Below are 18,096 nucleotides of genomic sequence, written 5' to 3'. Positions count from 1 at the left end.
GCGCGGCCACGGTTGAACCGCAGCGTTCCGCCGCGTAGAACTGTGGCATGAACGTGGCCCCTGATCCCAAGTCCATGCCGCAAGGCACCCTGCTCTCGCCCGAGGCGAACCAGGCTGCCGCGCTCGCGACCGCAACCGGCGTGCTGACGGTCGATCTCGACGCCATTGTCGCCAACTGGCGCAAGCTCGAGAAGACGGCGGTGCCGGCCGAATGCGCAGCCGTGGTCAAGGCGGACGCCTATGGCTGCGGCGCCGAGCAGGTCGCGCGCGCCCTCGCGGGCGCCGGCTGCAAGACGTTCTTCGTCGCTACCCTAGACGAGGCCCGCGTGGTTCGCGCCGCGGCGCCTGCGGCCGCGATCTACGTGCTCGGCGGCTTCTTCCAGAACACCGGCAACGCCTACGCCAAGTTTGACTGCAAGCCCGTCATCGGCGATCTCAACGAGCTCGCCGAATGGGACGTGTTCTGTCGTCGTTCCGGTTGGTCCGGCGGCGCCGCCATTCACATCGACACTGGCATGAACCGGCTCGGCCTCACCGTCACCGAGGCGCAGGGCATCATCCCACGCATCAATGCCGGAGATCACGGCATCACGCTCGTGATGAGCCATCTTGCCTCCGCGGAAATGCTCAACAATCCCGCCAACGCCAGGCAGCTCGCGGCCTTCCGCGAGATCGCGAGCCTGTTCTCCGGCGTCCCGGCCTCGCTGGCAAATTCGTCCGGCATCTTCCTGGGCGCCCACTTCCAGTTCGATCTGGTGCGACCGGGCTGCGCCCTCTATGGCATCAACCCGACGCCCGAAGCCGACAACCCGATGCAGCCGGTCGTCGAGCTGAAGGCGCGCATCGTGCAGATCCGCAACGTCGAGCGCGGCGATACCGTCGGCTATGGCGGCACCTGGACGGCGCGGCGTCCAACCAGAATAGCGGTCGTTTCCGCCGGCTATGCCGATGGCTATTTCCGCGCGGCCAGCGCCAATGACGGCACCCGAGGCGCCGAGGTGATAGTCGCCGGCAAGCGCTGCCCGATCGCGGGACGGATTTCGATGGACCTGACGGCGGTCGATGTCACCGATCTCGACAAGAATGCGGTGCGGCGCGGCCATTGGGTGACGCTGGTGGGCGAAGGCATCACGGCCGACGAACTTGCCCATCATTTCGGCACCATCGGCTACGAAGTGCTGACTAGCCTCGGCAAGCGCTACGCGCGGGTTTACAAGGGCGGCAATGCCACTCCAGCGCCCCCTGCTCCGCCTCCAGCGGAGCCGGTCGCCACACCCACTTAAGCCTTCGTTCCGAATGTTCCTTCGCGGCGTTTCCTGTCGACGCCGTCCGCGGTCCCTTTTCAGGCGTCGCTTATCCGATAGTTCACACGTTCGGCGGACAGCACCGGGCCGCCGAACTATTTGTCGAAGTCAGGCTTGGAGGCCGCAAGTTGCCGAGGACGCGACCATCAATAACGGCGAAATCCGACGCTTGAGCGTTGTCCGGTCCTACTATTTCTTCCGGCTAGCCAGCACTTGCTTGCAGGCGTCGCTGAGTTGGTGTTGCTGCTTGTTCAGACATGCGACGACACGGCCGCCGCCGGGCAGCGTGCCGGCGCAATATTTGTCATAGTCGGCCTTGCAGGCGCCGCGCTGGTCGGTGGCTTGAGCGGCTGCGGATCCGGAGTATCCGATGGCAAGCACGAGAAAGGCGAAGCGTAGTTTCGACATGGATTCTCCAAGTGTCGGGCGAAGCACAGTGATGCCAGCCAGCTCTACATGAAGATCGCGACCTTCAACATTAATAATGTCAACCGCCGGCTGCCCAACCTGCTGCGCTGGCTGCGCGCGGCGAAGCCCGACGTCGTTGCCTTACAGGAATTGAAATCGACCGACGCCGAGTTCCCGATTCTGGCAATCGAGAAAGCCGGCTACGGCGCGGTGTGGCACGGACAAAAAACTTGGAATGGCGTCGCCATCCTGGCGCGGAACGCCGAGCCGGTATTGACCCGGACCGGGCTCCCCGGCGAAGGGGATGTCGAGGCCCGCTATATCGAAGCCGCCATTAACGGCATCCTCGTCACCAGCATCTATCTCCCGAACGGCAATCCGCAGCCGGGACCGAAATTCGACTACAAGCTCGACTGGTTCAAGCGACTGCGATCCCACGCCGGCAAGCTGCTCAAGCAGGACATCCCCGTGGTGTTGGCCGGCGACTACAACGTCGCGCCGACTGAGTTCGATATCTACCCGACAAAGTCCTGGGACAAGGACGCGCTGATCCAGCCGAAGAGCCGCGCCGCGTTCAAGGCGCTGGTGGATCAAGGCTGGACCGATGCGATCCGGACGATTCATCCATCTAAACCGATGTTCACGTTCTGGGACTACAAGCGCAACCGCTGGCCACGCGATGCCGGATTGCGGCTCGATCATCTGCTGCTGAGCCCGTCGATAGCGCCGCGTCTGCTCAAGGCCGGCGTCGATCGAAAGATCCGCGGGGAAGAAGGCGCCAGCGATCATGCGCCGGCGTGGATCGTGCTGCGCTAGCGCGGCCGCAGGTCTTCTACCCGCCAAACTTCCTGCGCAACATGATGCCGAGAATGTTGGAATAGTCGTCGGTCCATCGCGCGCTTGTCTGGTCAGGGGATAACGGCGTCCAGCTATCCGCGACACGTCCAGTATCGCCGGCATCGCGCGCCGTCACGACGACCCGGGCATTGGCCGCGAAAGTCGTCATGAAATCGCCGGCGCGGTCATCCTCGCGAAGAAAGGTAACCAGCCCCTGCGACCGGGCGACATTGGCCACCACTGGCGCGAGATCGAGGTGGCGGTTGGAAATATGCGCAATGATCACGCCGCGGTCGGACAGCTTCGAGAGATAACCCGCGAGCGCCTCGCGCGTCAGCAGATGCACCGGAATGATGTCAGACGAAAAGGCGTCCAGAACGATCAAGTCATAGCGATCGGGTGATGCTTCCAGCGTCAGGCGCGCGTCTCCGGCAACGACGGGTGCGTCCGGCGCGCATTTCGACAGGAACGTGAAGAGATTTGGATCCCGTGCTATGCGGATCACTCCCGGGTCGATCTCGAAAAACGCCCAGCGCTCTCCGGCCTTGCGGTGGCAGGCCAACGATCCCGTGCCGAGCCCGACGATGGCGACGTGCTCGAAATCGCCATGGGCGGCGCGCGCGGCTCGGATCGCTTCTGCCAACGCGCCTTCCGGATAATAGTAAGTCAATGGCGTCGGCACCCGGTCGACCGCTGTGCCGTCCTCATTGCGCAAGCGTTGAGCGCCATGGATCGTGGTGCCGTGATTGAGCGCGCGCCTTGCCGTCGGCGATTTCAACCACCCTGTGAACGCCGAAGAAACTGCGCGCCGTCTCGATCGGCGCAATTCCCGGCCGCCAAAAAGCGGTAACGGCAAAACTCAGGACGACAAGCCCGAAAAGGCGCATCGGCTGCTGCCGTTGAAACAGCATCGCCGCCACCAATAGCGCGAGCAGGAGTTGAAATGGCAATTCCAGGGTCCCGGGAAGCTGTACGATGGCGGAGCTATCCATCCTGGCGCGATGGCGATCGGCAGGGTCATCGCCGTTATCCCGACCAGCAGCAGATGGACCATCGCCGCACGGCCGGGCCGCAGCAGGCGGTTCAGGAAATGGGCGTAGGCATATCCCGCCAGCAGCACGGTTTGAAAGAACACCATCGCAACCGACCACACGGCCGGAGCGCCGCCGAGCTTCGGCAGCACCATCTTTGCAAACATCGGCTGGATCGAGAAGAGAAGCAGCGCCGAAACGAACAGCGTCAGGCCGTAGAGCAACGGTATGAGCCGGACGCTGGCAGCCTGCCGATCGAGGGCGAACGATACCCGGTCCGAAGCTTGGAAGAGCGACATCGATATCTCCGGCACCGGCAATTGCCTGCACAGTATCGAGCCGCCCCTAAACAAGGCTTAAAAGATGGCCGGAAATGGCGGACTACACGTCACCTTGATCCGGGCAGGAGGGACCCGCTCAGCCCTTTCGCGTGTGACCCCACGCCGCGTCCCAGTCTTCGCCCGCAGCATCGATGACGCGGCCGTCAGCCTCGAAGAACTTGTTCGGCACCTGGAAGATTGCGAGCATCAGCCCGCCTTGCGGACACCACGCGACGTGGCGGCTGCCCTCTTCGCGCCAGATGAACTCACCGGCCTTGCATTCGATGCCCTGCGCCGGACCTTCCTTGTCGACGAGCGACCCCTCAAGCACGTAGGTCTGCTCGATGTTGACGTGTTCGTGGTCGGGGAGCACCGCGCCGGGCGCGAACCGCATCAGCGCGGTCATCAAACCGGTTTTGCGATCGAACAGCAGCGTCTTGGCCTCGCAGCCGGGAAAGCGGGTCTTCTGCCATTCCATGCTGTCGGGTCGAACCAGATGGGAATGCGTGCCTGCAGTCTGCGCATTCGCCGGCGTCGCAGCGTCCATGGCAATCCTCCGTTCTGCTTGTTTTGACGCGATCCTAGCAGCTTTACCTCTCGCCGCCAGCCGGCAGATGTGCGCTGCGGTGTCCTTGCCCGCACCTGCGGCCAACTGTAGGATCGACCCGCCAGCCAAACGCGCAATGTACGGATGGACAATGGCGGCTCTGCAACAGGCAAGAATCTGCAAGGGGTGCTGGGAGCAGATGCATGTTCCGGTGCCGCTTCGCGGCGTGATCTCGGCGCCATTTCGCGCGTTCGGCATTCGTCCGAGCCGGATGAATCCCAATACCTGCACCATCTGCGAGCTGATGTTCACGAAGGTGATGCGGGCCCGCAAGATCACCATCGACGCAACCATCATGTTTGCCGATCTGCGCGGCTACACCAGCCTGTCGCAGTCGCAATCGCCGGATGTTGTGTCAGGTCTGCTCGATGCATTCTACGATGAATGCGCCAACGCGATCTGGGAGCATGACGGGCTCCTCAACAAGACGATCGGCGACGCCGTCATGGCCGTCTTCAACTTTCCCCTGCAGCGGGAGGAGCATGCCAAAAACGCCGTGCTGTCGGCGCGGCAAATTCAGACGAACTGGCGCGAGCGGCGTGAAACTCTTGTTGAAGCGCATGGCCTCACCGCGGACAAACTGGGGATCGGCATCGGCATCCATTCCGGCGAACTCAGCTTTGGCGAGTTCGGTCACTCGCATCGCGACCTGACGGCGATCGGTACCGTCGTCAACACCGCCTCCCGGGCCCAGTCGGTCGCCGAAGCCGACCAGATACTCGTGACAAAGGCCGTCTTCGAGCGCTTCCAGCCGGATATGAAAGACAGCCAATCAAGGGCATTCCAGCTCAAGGGATTTGACGTCCCGATAGAGCTTTACGTCGCCTAAGGTGAGCTGGTGGCGCTGCAATCACCGTAATTGCCGCTTCGCTTGATCGGTACGCTCGGCTCCGTTCCGAGTGATATTTAGGCCTCGTAACCCGAGCCTGCTGACACCATGATGTCGGCGTCAGGGAATCGCGAAAGATTGCAGCGTGGGCTTCCTTTTTGTCCTCATTGTCGGCCTGCTCGCCGGCACCATCTCAGGCATTGTCGGCACGGGCTCGTCGATCATGCTGATGCCGGTACTGGTCTATCAATATGGCCCGAAGGAAGCGGTGCCGATCATGGCGGTCGCCGCCGTGATGGCGAACTTGTCGCGCATTCTCGCCTGGTGGCGCGAGGTTGACTGGCGCGCCTGCCTCGCTTATTCGGCAACTGGGATTCCGGCTGCTGCGCTTGGCGCGCGGACGTTGCTCGCCCTGCCCTCGCACGCGGTGGATATCGCGATCGGCCTGTTTCTCATCGCGATGGTGCCGGCGCGGCACTGGCTCGCCCGCCACCAGTTCAAGGCGCAACTTTGGCACCTTGCAGTGGGCGGCGCCGTTATCGGCTTTCTGACCGGCATCGTGGTTTCGACCGGGCCGCTCAGCGTGCCGCTGTTTCTGTTCTACGGGTTGACCAAAGGCGCTTTCCTCGCCACCGAAGCCGCAAGCTCGCTCGGGCTTTACCTGAGCAAGTCGGTCACGTTCGAACGCTTCGGCGCGCTGACGCCTGATATCGCGTTGAAAGGCCTGATTGCGGGCTCCTCCCTCATGTTCGGCGCCTTCATCGCCAAAAGCTTTGTGCTGCGGCTTACGCCCGACGTCTTTCGGCTGTTGATGGATGGCATCATGCTGGCCGCTGGTCTCACCCTGCTGTGGACGGCATTTTCATGAGGAGTCGGCGCGCACCGCCTGAACCATTCCCCATCAGCGGCCGACCAAGTGACGCGTGTCACATCCATTCGGCAGGTGACCATAGATCAGTGCCGGGCATGGAATTGCATCACACACGTCTGGAGAGACTGAAATGCCCAGGGGAATCATCGGCGCCATCGTCGCCGTCATTGTCGTCGCCATCATCGCCGCAGGAAGCTGGTACACCGTCGATCAAACCGAGCGCGGCGTGAAGCTGCGCTACGGTGCGGTCATCGGCACCGCGCAGCCGGGCCTTGGCTTCAAGGTCCCGCTGATCGACAGCGTCGAAAAGGTCAGCGTGAAGACCTTCACCTATACCTGGGACAAGATGAATTCGTATTCATACGACCAGCAGCCGGCCGACCTCAAGATCAGCGTCACCTTGCGAGCCTCGCCGGACAAGGTGGCCGATCTCTATGCCAAGTTTGGCGGGCTGGACACAGCGGTCAAACAAGTGGTCAGCCCGGCCGTCAATCAGCAGGTCAAAATCGTGTTCGGCCGCTACACGGCCGTGAAAGCGATCCAGGAGCGCGGGCCGCTGAACTCCGCGATCAAGGACGCCATCACCGCTTCGCTGAAGGACGATCCGATGATCACGATCGAAAGCGTCCAACTCGAAAACATCGAGTTCAGCGCAAACTATCTGCATTCGATCGAGCAGCGCATGCTGGCCGAGGTCGAGGTGCAGAAGCTGCAACAGAACGCCGAGCGCGAGAAGGTGCAGGCGCAGATCACCGTCACGCAGGCGACCGCCAAGGCCAACGCCGTCCGCGCCGAGGCGCAAGCCGCGGCCGACGCGCTGCGGCTGAACGGCGAAGCCCGCGCCACCAATATCAGGATCACCGGCGAGGCCGAAGCCACCGCCATCGAAGCCCGCGCCAAGGCGCTCGGCACCAATCCGAATCTGGTGACGCTGGTGCAGGCCGAACGCTGGAACGGCGTCCTGCCGACCACGATGGTGCCGGGCTCGTCTGTGCCGTTCGTGTCGGTGAAGTGACCGCCGAATAGTGTGGAGGGCGATACCGCGCGGAAGCGGTATCGCACTTCGCCGTTCCGATCCGGACCGCGCCGCAGGCTGATGTTCAAATTTGCTCGATGGCCTGACTGGCGCAACTATTATCCGCTATGACGCCATCGATCGGTGACCGCAGGTTCTCAGACGTGTCACCTTGACCGACCATACCGTGCAGGTTGCACGGCCTGGTTCTCGATTCGGGAGAATGCGTCTTGAGCATGGTGGCAGAAGCGGCTGATGTCCCCTATCTGGGAGATCAGCGAACCGGACGAACCGAAGCCCGACAAGATACCCTGAAATTCGCGGAAGCCGCCCTTGTCGACAGCAAGCGTGAAGGTCTGCTGCTCGCCGTCCGGGCACGCTGGGTCGCGCTGGCCGTCACTGCCGTTACCCTGCCGGTCATCAATCCGAACTGGGACGTGATCTATTACGTCCTGATGCTCGGCTTCTTTGCCCTGATCGGCTGGGCCCAACTCAAAGTCGGCAAGGTCGGCCGTTCGCCGCTCGAGGTTTTCCTGATCATTTGCGATCTCGGGCTGCTGACCTTCCTCAGCGTCGTCCCCAATCCGTGGAGTGACGTTCACTGGCCAATCGGAATGCAATTCCGGTTCGACAGTTTCATCTATTTCTTCATCTTCCTTTCTACCGCCACTCTCGCCTATTCGTGGCGAACGGTCGTCGCGATGGGCGGATGGACTGCTGCCCTGTGGGCCATTGCCGTCGGTTGGGCGTATCTGCAGCCCGAAACCCATGCCGCGCTGTCGGAGCGCGTCAGGGAAGCTGTCGGCGCCGATATTCGCTTGTTCGAGATCATCGATCCTTCGTCGATCGGTTTCGGCGCTCGTTTCCAGCAAGTGACGGTGTTCATCATCGTGGCCGGGATCCTGGCGCTGGCGGTCCGCCGTTCGAATGCGCTTCTGATCAGCCACGCCGGCATCGAACGCGAGCGCGCCAATTTGGCGCGTTATTTTTCGCCCAATGTCGTCAATGAATTGTCAGGCAATGACGAGCCGCTCACGCGCGTTCGCACGCAAGACGTCGCGGTGTTGTTCGCCGATATCGTGGGTTTCACCGCCTACGCCGACGGACGAGACCCGAAAGAGGTCATCGACACGCTGCGGCAATTCCATGAACGAATGGAACGCGAAGTATTCCAGCACGGCGGAACGCTCGACAAATACCTCGGCGATGGCCTGATGGCGACGTTCGGTACGCCATTCGCCGGCGATTCCGACGCGTTGAACGCCTTGCGTTGCGCGAGGGGTATGATCGGCTCGATTGCCGAGTTGAATAGCGAACGGAAGGCCCGCAACGAGCCGCCGATCCAGGTCAGCGTCGGATTGCACTATGGCCAAGTCGTGCTGGGAGATATCGGCCTCAACCAGCTCGAATTCGCCGTGATCGGCACCACCGTCAATGCGGCGAGCCGCCTCGAGGCACTCACCCGCGAATTCGGATGCGCCATCGTCGTCAGCGACTTGCTGGTGCGGCAGGCGCGAGCCGAATCGAAGCAGTCGAGCGCCGACTTCGCATTGCTTGTCGAGCAGCCGGCACAGATCATTCGTGGTCTCGAGCAACCGGTTGCCATCTGGACATGTGCCAACGTCGCTTCCTGATGCCCTGAGCATTCGATGAATGCATCGCGCCCCCATGGCTTCTTTTCGTGCTAGGAAGTCCCTGCCCGTTCCACCGAGACTGCAATTCCCCCTCATGGCCAAATCCACCCTCTCCTTCGTCTGCCAGAACTGCGGGGCGGCGTATAACCGCTGGCAGGGCAAGTGCGATTCCTGCGGCGAGTGGAACACGCTTGCCGAGGAAGACACGACCGGCGCGACCTCGATGCCGGTCTCGGTCCGCTCGCGGCGCAAGGGCCGGACGTTTGCGCTGGAATCGCTGACAGGAAAAAGCAACGACGCCCCCCGCCTGCCGTCCGGCATGACTGAGCTCGACCGCGTGACCGGCGGCGGTTTTGTCCGCGGCTCGGTGCTGTTGGTCGGCGGCGATCCCGGCATCGGAAAATCGACGCTGCTCACGCAGGCTACCAGCATGCTGGCGCGCGCAGGCCACCGCGCGGTCTATATTTCGGGCGAAGAGGCCGTGGCGCAGGTGCGGCTGCGTGCCGAACGGCTCGGATTGGCGGACGCGCCGGTGCAGCTCGCCGCCGAAACCTCGGTGGAAGACATCGTCTCGACGCTGTCGGAAGGTGCGGTGCCGCGGTTAATTGTGATCGATTCGATCCAGACCATGTGGACCGACACGGTGGAGTCGGCGCCGGGAACGGTGACGCAGGTCCGCGCCTCGGCGCAGGCGCTCATCCGTTTCGCCAAGAAAACCGGCGCGGCGATCATTCTGGTCGGGCACGTCACCAAGGACGGCCAGATCGCCGGCCCCCGCGTGGTCGAGCACATGGTCGACGCGGTGCTGTCGTTCGAAGGCGAAGGCTCGCAGCATTTCCGCATTTTGCGCGCGATGAAGAATCGTTTTGGCCCGACCGATGAAATCGGCGTGTTCGAGATGACGGGGCTCGGCCTTCGCGAGGTCTCCAACCCCTCGGAATTGTTCCTCTCTGAACGCGATCTGGGCAGCCCGGGAACCGCGGTTTTCGCCGGGATCGAAGGCACCCGCCCGGTACTGGTGGAATTGCAGGCGTTGGTGGCGCCGACCACGCTCGGTACCCCCCGGCGGGCCGTGGTGGGTTGGGATCCGAGCCGGCTGTCGATGGTGCTGGCGGTGCTCGAGGCCCATTGCGGGGTCAAACTGTCCGGCTACGACGTCTATCTAAACGTGGCTGGCGGCCTGAGAATCCAGGAGCCTGCGGCCGATCTCGCGGCGGCCGCCGCCCTGGTGTCGTCGTTGGTAAATGCGCCGTTACCGACGGACGCGGTCTATTTCGGCGAGATTTCGCTCTCGGGCGCGGTCCGGCCGGTGGCGCAGACCTCCGCCCGATTGAAGGAGGCCGCGAAACTGGGCTTTGGCCGCGCCGTTCTACCCGAATCGGCGCGCGGCGAGGTCGGCGGCGATGGAGGGCTTGCGCTGAACAGCATCGGCGGACTAACCAGTCTGGTGGCCGAAATCGCGGCGCGCGGCAGTCCGAGAGGCAACCGCGACACCGGTCGCGAGGGCGCGGCAGAGAAAAATGCCACACCAGCGCGATTCCGTCGTGAAAACAGCTAAAGCGGCGTGACGCGACCGCCCCTCGCCGCTATACAACGCGCGCGAAAGGCGGACGGGATGGCACGATTTCCGGCCTTGCGGGATACGCCGTCTGCCCCTCACTTGGGGTGACCCTGAGCCGCCGATTCGCTGCCTAAAGGACTTACGAGCGGACCTGACCAGCCGATGCCGATAACGATACTCGATCTCGTCCTGCTCGGAGTGATGCTGATTTCGGGGCTGCTCGCTATGGTGCGCGGCTTCATGCGCGAGATTCTGTCGATTGCGGCCTGGGGCGCGGCGGCGCTGGTGACGCTCTACGCCTTCTCGAAGCTGCTGCCGACCGCCAAAGCCTATTTCAACAACGACACGGTCGCAGCCGTCGCGGTCGTGGCCGGCACCTTCATCGGCACCCTGATTGTGGTCTCCGTGATCACGGTGCGGATTTCGGACATGATCCTGGATTCCCGGATCGGCGCGCTGGATCGCACGCTCGGCTTCCTGTTTGGGCTCGGCCGCGGGCTGCTGATCGTGGTGGTGGCCTTTCTGTTCTTTAGCTGGCTGGTCCCGGACAAGCAGCGGCCGGACTGGATCACCGGTGCAAAATCCCGGGTGGTGCTGCAGGGAACCGGCGATTGGTTAATGTCGCTCTTGCCTGATGACCCTGAGAACACCATTTTAAAGAGATTCAAGAAGAATAAACCGGAAGACGATCAAACTGACGCCGACCAGGCAGCCCCTGCATCCGGCGATGGCTACAGCAAACCTGCCCGCGACAGTCTTAAAAAGCTGATCGAAAAACCCGCGGGCCGCTAATTCTGGCCAAAATAGAGAGGCGATGGACGCGATGCAAAACCCTTCCGATCCCGCCGGGCAACTCGATCTAAATCCTGGCATCGAGTTGCAGGACGATCTCGAGGGCGACGCGCTACGCGAAGAGTGCGGCGTGTTCGGCATCTTCGGCCACCCCGAAGCCGCTGCCATCACGGCGCTCGGACTACATGCCCTCCAGCATCGCGGCCAGGAAGCCGCCGGCATTGTCTCCTTCGACGGTAGCCGTTTCCATTCCGAACGCCGCCTTGGCCTCGTCGGCGATACCTTCTCCCGCCGCGAGGTGATCGAGCGCCTGCCCGGCATCGTGGCGGTCGGCCATGTCCGCTATTCCACGACCGGCGCGACCATCCTGCGCAACGTGCAGCCGCTGTTCGCCGAGCTCAATGCCGGCGGTTTTGCGGTCGGCCATAATGGCAATCTCACCAACGGGCTGACGCTGCGCCGCGAGCTGGTGAGGAACGGCGCCATGATGCAGTCGACCACGGACACCGAAGTGATCCTGCACCTGGTCGCACAGTCCAAACGCAGCCGCTTCATCGATCGCTTTATCGAGGCGCTGCGCGCCATCGAAGGCGCCTATTCGCTGGTATCGCTGACCAACAAGAAGCTGGTCGGCGCTCGCGATCCGCTCGGTATCCGTCCGCTGGTGCTTGGTGATCTTGACGGCTGTCCGATCCTGACTTCGGAGACCTGCGCGCTTGACATGATCGGCGCGAAATATGTGCGCGACGTCGAGCCCGGCGAAATTGTCGTGTTCGACGAAGAGGGCGCCCACAGCCACAAGCCGTTTCCGCCGAAACCGCCGCGGCCCTGCATTTTCGAATACATCTACTTCTCACGGCCGGATTCGATCGTCGGCGGCCGTTCGGTCTATGAGGTCCGAAAGGCCTTCGGCGCGCAGCTTGCCCGCGAAAGCCATGTCGAGGTCGACGTCGTCGTGCCGGTGCCGGATTCCGGCGTGCCGGCGGCGGTCGGCTACAGCCAGCATTCCGGCGTGCCGTTCGAACTCGGCATCATCCGCAACCACTATGTCGGCCGCACCTTCATCCAGCCGACGCAGAGCGTGCGCGAGCTCGGCGTGCGCATGAAGCACTCGGCCAATCGCGCCGCGATCGAGGGCAAGCGGATCATCCTGATCGACGACTCGCTGGTGCGCGGTACCACGTCGAAGAAGATCGTGCGCATGATGCGCGACGCCGGCGCGCGCGAGGTGCATTTCCGGCTCGCCTCGCCCCCGATCCTCTATCCCGATTATTACGGCATCGACCTGCCGGACCGCGGCGGACTTCTCGCGGCCACCCATACGCTGGAAGAGATGCGCGACATCATCGGGGCGGACTCGCTGGCATTCCTGTCGATCGACGGCCTGTACCGCGCGATGGGCGAACCTGGGCGCGATCCCGCCAATCCCAAATTCTCCGATCATTGCTTCACGGGTGCCTATCCGACGCACCTCACCGACCAGACTCAGGTCGAACCGCAGCCCCGACAATTGTCGCTGCTAGCGGAAGCGAGCTGACGCGAAGCGTCATTCCGTGGCGATGCGCAGCATCAAACTATGGCGCGCAATTGCGCACCTGAGAATCTCGATGTGGCACTACCACATTTCCTAAGCTCCAGATTCCGGGTCTGGCCCTTCGGGCCATCCCGGAATGACGATGCTTTTCATTGCATCCGGGCTTGTCCCGGCCATCCACGTCTGTAAAACCCGCCGCGAAGACGTGGATGCCCGGGACAAGCTCGGGCATGACGAAAGTGGCACGACATGACCAAACCCCTCGCCTCTCGCATCGCGCTCGTGACAGGCGCCTCCCGCGGCATCGGCTATGCCACGGCGCGCGCGCTCGCCCGCGCCGGCGCGCACATTATTGCCGTCGCTCGCACGCAAGGCGGCCTTGAGGAACTCGATGACGAGATCAGCAAGAACGGCGGCAGCGCCACGCTGGTGCCACTCAATCTCACCGATTTCGACGGCATCGCGCGGCTCGGCGCGGCGCTGCATGAACGCCATGGCAAGCTCGACATTCTCGTCGGCAATGCCGGGGTCGCCGGTCCCTCCTCGCCACTCGGACATATCGAGCTGAAGCCGTGGAACGACGTGTTCGCCGTAAACGTCACCGCGAACTTCCAGCTCATCCGCTGCATGGACCCGCTGCTCAAGGTGTCAGACGCCGGCCGCGCCGTGTTCGTCACTTCGGGCGCCGCCAGCAAGGCGAACGCGTATCAGGGCCCCTACGCTGCATCGAAGGCGGCGCTGGATACGCTGGTACGCTCATGGGCCAACGAGACCGTAAGCACGAAGCTGCGCGTCAACCTGTTCAGCCCCGGCCCGATCCGCACCCGCATGCGCGCCAGCGTCTTTCCCGGCGAAGATCCGATGACGCTGGATACGCCGGAACAGGCCGCGGAATTGATCGTGCCGATGTGCGCGCCGGAATGGACCGAGACCGGCAAGCTCTATGACTACAAGACACGTACGCTGATGAGTTTTCATCCGCCGGCATGAGCATCTTACGAGCTCTCTCATTTTCATTTTAAGCGGAGCGAGTTGTCCGCCGAAGCTTTAGCGAAGGGGGAAAGCAATCCATTTCGCCGCTTGTTGAGACATGAATTCGCCATCCCCGTGCATTGCGTGAAGCTCGCCAATGACGGGTTGCTCTATGTCTGCGATCGCATCAACAACCGCGTGCTCAGAAAAGATGGAACCTTCGTTAAGGAATGGTTTTGCGAAAAGAATACCCTGGGGCCAACGGTGCGGTGTGGGACATCGCGATCTGGCCCGACGTCGGGCGCGCGACGATAGGTGCATTGCCCGCGGCTCCGAGAAGGACTATCGCAGGACTGCTGGCAGGTTCCGAAAAGAGAGCCGGCGAACAACATTTCTGGAGGAATACCCATGACGACTGGAATTGCGCGGCACTTCGCCGCTTCCGTGGCGCTTGCCGCACTCGCCCTCGCGACGCCAGCACTGGCCCAGGACAAGACCGTCAAGATCGGCGTGCTGAATGACATGTCGAGCCTCTATGCCGACATTGGCGGACCAAACTCGGTGGTTGCGGTCAAGATGGCTGTAGAAGATTCCGGCCTCACGAAGAAGGGCTGGAAGATCGAGGTGGTGAGCGGCGACCACCAAAACAAGCCGGACGTCGGCGTCAACATCGCAAGGCAGTGGATCGACAACGACAAAGTCGATGCAATCGCGGATACGCCGAACTCCGGCGTCGCGCTCGCCATCAGCAACCTCGTTAAGGAAAAGAACGCGGTGCTGCTCAACTCGGGTGCGGCCACGGCCGACCTCACAGGGAAAGCCTGCACACCGAATACGATTTCCTTTACCTATGACACCTACATGCTCGCGACCGGCACCGGCAAGGCGCTGACCAAGGCGGGCGGCGATAGCTGGTTCTTCCTGACCGCCGACTATGCCTTCGGCCACGCGCTCGAACGCGACACGTCGGCGGTCGTGACCGCCAACGGCGGCAAGGTGCTCGGCGGCGTGAGGCATCCGCTGAACACGTCGGACTTCTCATCCTTCCTGCTGCAGGCGCAGGCATCCAAGGCCAAGGTCGTCGGCCTTGCCAACGCCGGTGGCGACACCACCAACTCGATCAAGCAGGCTTCCGAATTCGGCATCGTCGCGGCCGGCCAGAAGCTCGCCGCGCTGCTCCTGTTCATCAACGACGTGCATTCGCTGGGACTGAAGACCGCGCAGGGTCTGACGTTCACGGAATCCTTCTACTGGGACATGAACGAGCAGACGCGCGCCTGGTCGAAACGCTTCTCTGCACAGGCCAACAAGAACGCGATGCCGTCGATGACCCAAGCCGGCAACTACGCCATGGTGCTGCATTATCTGAAGGCGATGGAAGCGCTCGGCGGCAATCCGCATGACGGCGCCAAGGTCGTCGCCAAGATGAAGGAATTGCCGACCGACGATCCGCTGTTCGGCAAAGGCCCGCTGCGTGCCGACGGCCGCCGTCTCATTCCGGCCTATCTGTTCGAGGTGAAAAAGCCGGAAGAGTCGAAGGGACCGTGGGACTACTACAAGCAGATCGCCACGATCTCGGCGGAAGATGCCGCCAAGCCGCTCGAAGCCAGCGAGTGTCCGCTGGTGAAGAAGTAAGAATTGTAGGGTGGGTTAGCGAAGCGTAACCCACCTCTTTTCAGGCAAAGCGAGCGGTGGGTTACGCCTTCGGCTAACCCACCCTACTTTTTCAGCGTGCGCCACGCAATCAACAGCGCGAGCCCCAACAGTGCCGCCGCCAGCAGGAACGGCGCGCCTGGCAATTTCACCGGCGCCTGATCGCTGATGAAATGGGCGAAGGTCAGGGTGAACAGGAACGGACCTGCCATCTGCGCGATGCTGTTGACGCTGTTGGTCGCTCCCTGCAATTGGCCCTGCTGATCCGGCGCAACGAGCTGCGTGGTCAGCGCCTGGATTGCGGCGCCCGCCACGCCCCACAGCGCCATCACGGGAATGCCGATCCAGAACAGCGGTCCGGTCGGTGCCGTACCATAGATGAAGAAGCCGAGCGCACCACAGGCAAGCCCGAGCAATAGCGCCCGGCGCTCGCCAAGACGCGTAACTATCGGCCCGACGCCCGCGCCCTGCACCACCATGGCGCACACGCCCACCAGAGCCAGCGTGAGCCCCACCGTTGTCGTGTCCCAGCCATACCGATAGGTGGCATAGAGCACGAAGGTGGAAGGCAGCACCACATGCGCGACCTGGCCAAAGAAATTCGCCAACGACAGGCCAGCGAGAATCCGGTTCGAGCGCAACAGATGCAATGCGCCGAGCGGACTGGCGCTCTTCCAGTGGAACGGCGCGCGCCGGTCCTGTGGCAGCGACTCCGGGAGGATCAGCCAGCCGTAGAGCGCGTTCGCAAAGCTCAGGCCCGCCGCGACCCAGAACGGCAGACGCGGATCCATACCGCCGAGCAGGCCGCCGACGGCGGGGCCGAGAATGAATCCGGCGCCAAAGGCCGCGCCGATCTTGCCGAACACCGCGGCGCGCCGTTCCGGCGGCGTAACATCTGCAATATAGGCAAAGGCCGTGGAGATGCTGGCCGAGGTGATGCCTGAGATCACCCGCCCGATAAACAGCCAGGTCAGCGACGGCGCCAGCGCCATCAACACGTAATCCAGCGCCAGCCCGAAATTCGATAGCAACACCACCGGCCGGCGGCCGAAGCGGTCCGAGAGCGCGCCAAGGATCGGCGAGAACAGGAACTGCATCAGCGCCCAGGCGGTGCCGAACAGGCCGAAGATCCGCGCCGCCGTCGCGGTGTCGTTGTCGACAAAACTCTCCACGATCTTGGGCAGGATCGGCAGGATCAGGCCGAGCGCGAGCATGTCGAGCAGGATGGTGACGAAGATGAAGGCAGCCGCGCCGCTGCGTACCGGCGGCCTATCGTCGGCAGCAGCGGTGGACGCCCGTTCGCTCATGACGGCCGCTTGCGCTTGTGCGCGAACGGATTGGCTTTTTCGCGCAGCGTGATGCGGATCGGCGTGCCCGGCAGGTCAAAAGCCTCGCGCAGGCTGTTGGTGAGATAGCGCAAGTAAGATTGCGGCACGGCGTCCGCACGCGAGCAGAACAGCACGAAGCTCGGCGGGCGTCCCTTGGTCTGCGTGATGTAGTTCAGCTTCAGCCGGCGGCCCGACACTGCGGGCGGCGGGTTGGCATCGACTGCCTGCTCGAACCAGCGATTAAGCGTGGCCGTGGGCACGCGCTTGTTCCAGACTGCGTAGGCATCCTGGATTGCGGTCATCAGGCGATCGATGCCCTCGCCCAGCAAGCCGGACACGGCGACGATGGGGGCACCTTTCACCTGCGGCAACCAGTGATCGGCATCGCTGCGCAGCGCCGAAATCAGATGCGGCTTGCGCTCCATCAAATCCCATTTGTTGACCGCCAGCACGATCGCCCGCCCCTCGCGCTCGATCAGATCGGCGATTCGCAAATCCTGTTCCTCGAACCGGTTCTGCGCATCCATCATCATCACGACGACTTCGGCAAAGCGCACGGCGCGCAGCGCGTCCGCCACCGACAATTTTTCCAGCTTCTCCTCGATCCGCGATCGCCGCCTTAAGCCCGCTGTATCGAACACGCGAAAGTCGCGCCCCTGCCAGGTGATCTCCACCGAAATGGAATCGCGCGTGGTGCCCGCCTCGGCGCTGGTCAACAGCCGCTCCTCGCCGAGCAGATGATTGATCAGCGTAGACTTGCCGGCATTGGGACGGCCGACGATGGCGACGCGGATCGGACGCTGAGCGAGATCCTCGTCCGATACGATATCGTCGTCGTCGAACTCCTCCCGCTCTTCAGCCGGCTCCGGTATCAGTGCGGCGAGCGCGTCGTAGAGATCGCTCATGCCCTCGCCATGCTCGGCCGAAATCTGCACGGGATCGCCGAGCCCCAGCGCGTAGGATTCCATCGCGCCGATTTCGCCGTGCTTGCCCTCGCTCTTGTTGGCGACCAGCACCACCGGCTTGTTGGCGCGGCGTGCGAAATCGGCAAAGGCGCGATCGTTCGGCGTCAGGCCCGCACGGGCGTCGATCACGAACATCAGCGCATCGGCCAGACCGATCGCGGCCTCGGTCTGCTCCTGCATTCGTGCCGTGAGCGAGCCCTTGGCGCCCTCGTCGAGGCCTGCGGTGTCGATCACGGTGAATTCGAGATCGCCGAGACGCGCGCTTCCCTCACGGCGATCGCGGGTGACACCGGGCTCGTCGTCCACCAGCGCAAGCTTCTGCCCGACCAGCCGGTTGAACAGCGTCGACTTGCCGACGTTGGGTCGGCCGATGATGGCGATCGTAAAGGACATAAATGATCCAAACGCCCGTTTCTGAAGGGCGTGTCAATCGAA

17 protein-coding genes are annotated in these 18,096 nt (G+C 63.0%); 11 read left to right on the top strand and 6 right to left on the bottom strand.

Features of this window, described 5'->3' with window-relative positions; genetic code table 11:
- The first annotated feature begins 47 nt into the window (after positions 1-47).
- The gene (gene alr, locus CQ13_RS29830) at positions 48-1,283 is read left to right on the top strand and encodes an alanine racemase (RefSeq protein WP_156433984.1); all 1,236 of its coding nucleotides are present in this window, start codon (positions 48-50) and stop codon (positions 1,281-1,283) included.
- Positions 1,284-1,493: 210 nt separating this feature from the next.
- On the opposite strand, the gene CQ13_RS29825 is transcribed toward alr, so the two are convergent.
- A complete protein-coding gene (locus tag CQ13_RS29825; protein WP_057846397.1) occupies positions 1,494-1,712 on the bottom strand; it encodes a cysteine rich repeat-containing protein in 219 nt (72 codons plus the stop codon).
- A 48-nt stretch (positions 1,713-1,760) separates the two neighbouring features.
- On the opposite strand from CQ13_RS29825, the gene CQ13_RS29820 reads away from it, so the two are divergent.
- Complete coding sequence (locus tag CQ13_RS29820; protein WP_057846396.1) at positions 1,761-2,528, top strand: exodeoxyribonuclease III; 768 nt, start codon at positions 1,761-1,763, stop codon at positions 2,526-2,528.
- Between the two features lie 16 nt (positions 2,529-2,544).
- Here CQ13_RS29820 and CQ13_RS43550 read toward each other — a convergent pair whose 3' ends face one another.
- From CQ13_RS43550 to CQ13_RS29805, 3 genes are all read right to left on the bottom strand, one after another.
- Positions 2,545-3,327, bottom strand: a complete 783-nt coding sequence (locus tag CQ13_RS43550; protein ID WP_057846395.1) for a spermidine synthase — start codon at positions 3,325-3,327, stop codon at positions 2,545-2,547.
- A gap of 81 nt (positions 3,328-3,408) precedes the next feature.
- Positions 3,409-3,879, bottom strand: a complete 471-nt coding sequence (locus CQ13_RS47295; RefSeq protein ID WP_057846394.1) for a hypothetical protein — start codon at positions 3,877-3,879, stop codon at positions 3,409-3,411.
- 118 nt (positions 3,880-3,997) lie between these two features.
- Positions 3,998-4,447, bottom strand: a complete 450-nt coding sequence (locus tag CQ13_RS29805; protein WP_057846393.1) for a cupin domain-containing protein — start codon at positions 4,445-4,447, stop codon at positions 3,998-4,000.
- A gap of 160 nt (positions 4,448-4,607) precedes the next feature.
- Between CQ13_RS29805 and CQ13_RS29800 the strand changes: the two genes are divergently transcribed.
- The 9 genes from CQ13_RS29800 to CQ13_RS29760 all read left to right on the top strand — a co-directional run bounded on the left by CQ13_RS29800 (position 4,608) and on the right by CQ13_RS29760 (position 15,350).
- Positions 4,608-5,336 (top strand): adenylate/guanylate cyclase domain-containing protein, encoded by a 729-nt coding sequence (locus CQ13_RS29800; protein ID WP_057846531.1) that lies wholly within the window; start codon positions 4,608-4,610, stop codon positions 5,334-5,336.
- A 145-nt stretch (positions 5,337-5,481) separates the two neighbouring features.
- Positions 5,482-6,204, top strand: a complete 723-nt coding sequence (locus CQ13_RS29795) for a sulfite exporter TauE/SafE family protein (RefSeq protein ID WP_057846392.1) — start codon at positions 5,482-5,484, stop codon at positions 6,202-6,204.
- A gap of 133 nt (positions 6,205-6,337) precedes the next feature.
- Positions 6,338-7,222 carry a prohibitin family protein gene (locus CQ13_RS29790; RefSeq protein ID WP_057846391.1) on the top strand — a complete coding sequence of 295 codons (885 nt, stop codon included), beginning with the start codon at positions 6,338-6,340 and terminating at the stop codon, positions 7,220-7,222.
- 236 nt (positions 7,223-7,458) lie between these two features.
- Positions 7,459-8,856, top strand: coding sequence for an adenylate/guanylate cyclase domain-containing protein (locus tag CQ13_RS29785; protein ID WP_057846390.1), 1,398 nt, complete (start codon positions 7,459-7,461; stop codon positions 8,854-8,856).
- Positions 8,857-8,950: 94 nt separating this feature from the next.
- On the top strand, positions 8,951-10,414 hold the full coding sequence (radA, locus tag CQ13_RS29780; RefSeq protein WP_057846389.1) for a DNA repair protein RadA: 1,464 nt from the start codon (positions 8,951-8,953) through the stop codon (positions 10,412-10,414).
- A gap of 165 nt (positions 10,415-10,579) precedes the next feature.
- The gene (locus CQ13_RS29775; RefSeq protein WP_057846388.1) at positions 10,580-11,209 is read left to right on the top strand and encodes a CvpA family protein; all 630 of its coding nucleotides are present in this window, start codon (positions 10,580-10,582) and stop codon (positions 11,207-11,209) included.
- A 31-nt stretch (positions 11,210-11,240) separates the two neighbouring features.
- Entirely contained in the window at positions 11,241-12,746 is a 1,506-nt protein-coding gene (gene purF, locus CQ13_RS29770; RefSeq protein ID WP_057846530.1) for an amidophosphoribosyltransferase, read from the top strand.
- A 246-nt stretch (positions 12,747-12,992) separates the two neighbouring features.
- Positions 12,993-13,733: an SDR family NAD(P)-dependent oxidoreductase gene (locus tag CQ13_RS29765; protein WP_057846387.1), complete on the top strand. Its 741-nt coding sequence runs from the start codon at positions 12,993-12,995 to the stop codon at positions 13,731-13,733.
- A 390-nt stretch (positions 13,734-14,123) separates the two neighbouring features.
- Positions 14,124-15,350, top strand: coding sequence for an ABC transporter substrate-binding protein (locus CQ13_RS29760; RefSeq protein WP_057846386.1), 1,227 nt, complete (start codon positions 14,124-14,126; stop codon positions 15,348-15,350).
- An 83-nt stretch (positions 15,351-15,433) separates the two neighbouring features.
- On the opposite strand, the gene CQ13_RS29755 is transcribed toward CQ13_RS29760, so the two are convergent.
- Together CQ13_RS29755 and der are read right to left on the bottom strand one after the other, a co-directional pair.
- Entirely contained in the window at positions 15,434-16,675 is a 1,242-nt protein-coding gene (locus CQ13_RS29755) for a TCR/Tet family MFS transporter (protein WP_057846385.1), read from the bottom strand.
- Positions 16,672-18,054, bottom strand: coding sequence for a ribosome biogenesis GTPase Der (der, locus tag CQ13_RS29750; RefSeq protein ID WP_057846384.1), 1,383 nt, complete (start codon positions 18,052-18,054; stop codon positions 16,672-16,674). The genes CQ13_RS29755 and der overlap by 4 nt, the downstream gene beginning before the upstream one ends.
- Positions 18,055-18,096: the final 42 nt, after the last annotated feature.

Source organism: Bradyrhizobium retamae, from assembly GCF_001440415.1.
In the GTDB taxonomy this organism is placed as follows: domain Bacteria; phylum Pseudomonadota; class Alphaproteobacteria; order Rhizobiales; family Xanthobacteraceae; genus Bradyrhizobium; species Bradyrhizobium retamae.
The sequence above is the reverse complement of the archived record's forward strand: the minus strand, read 5'-3'. Positions and strand labels throughout refer to the sequence as shown.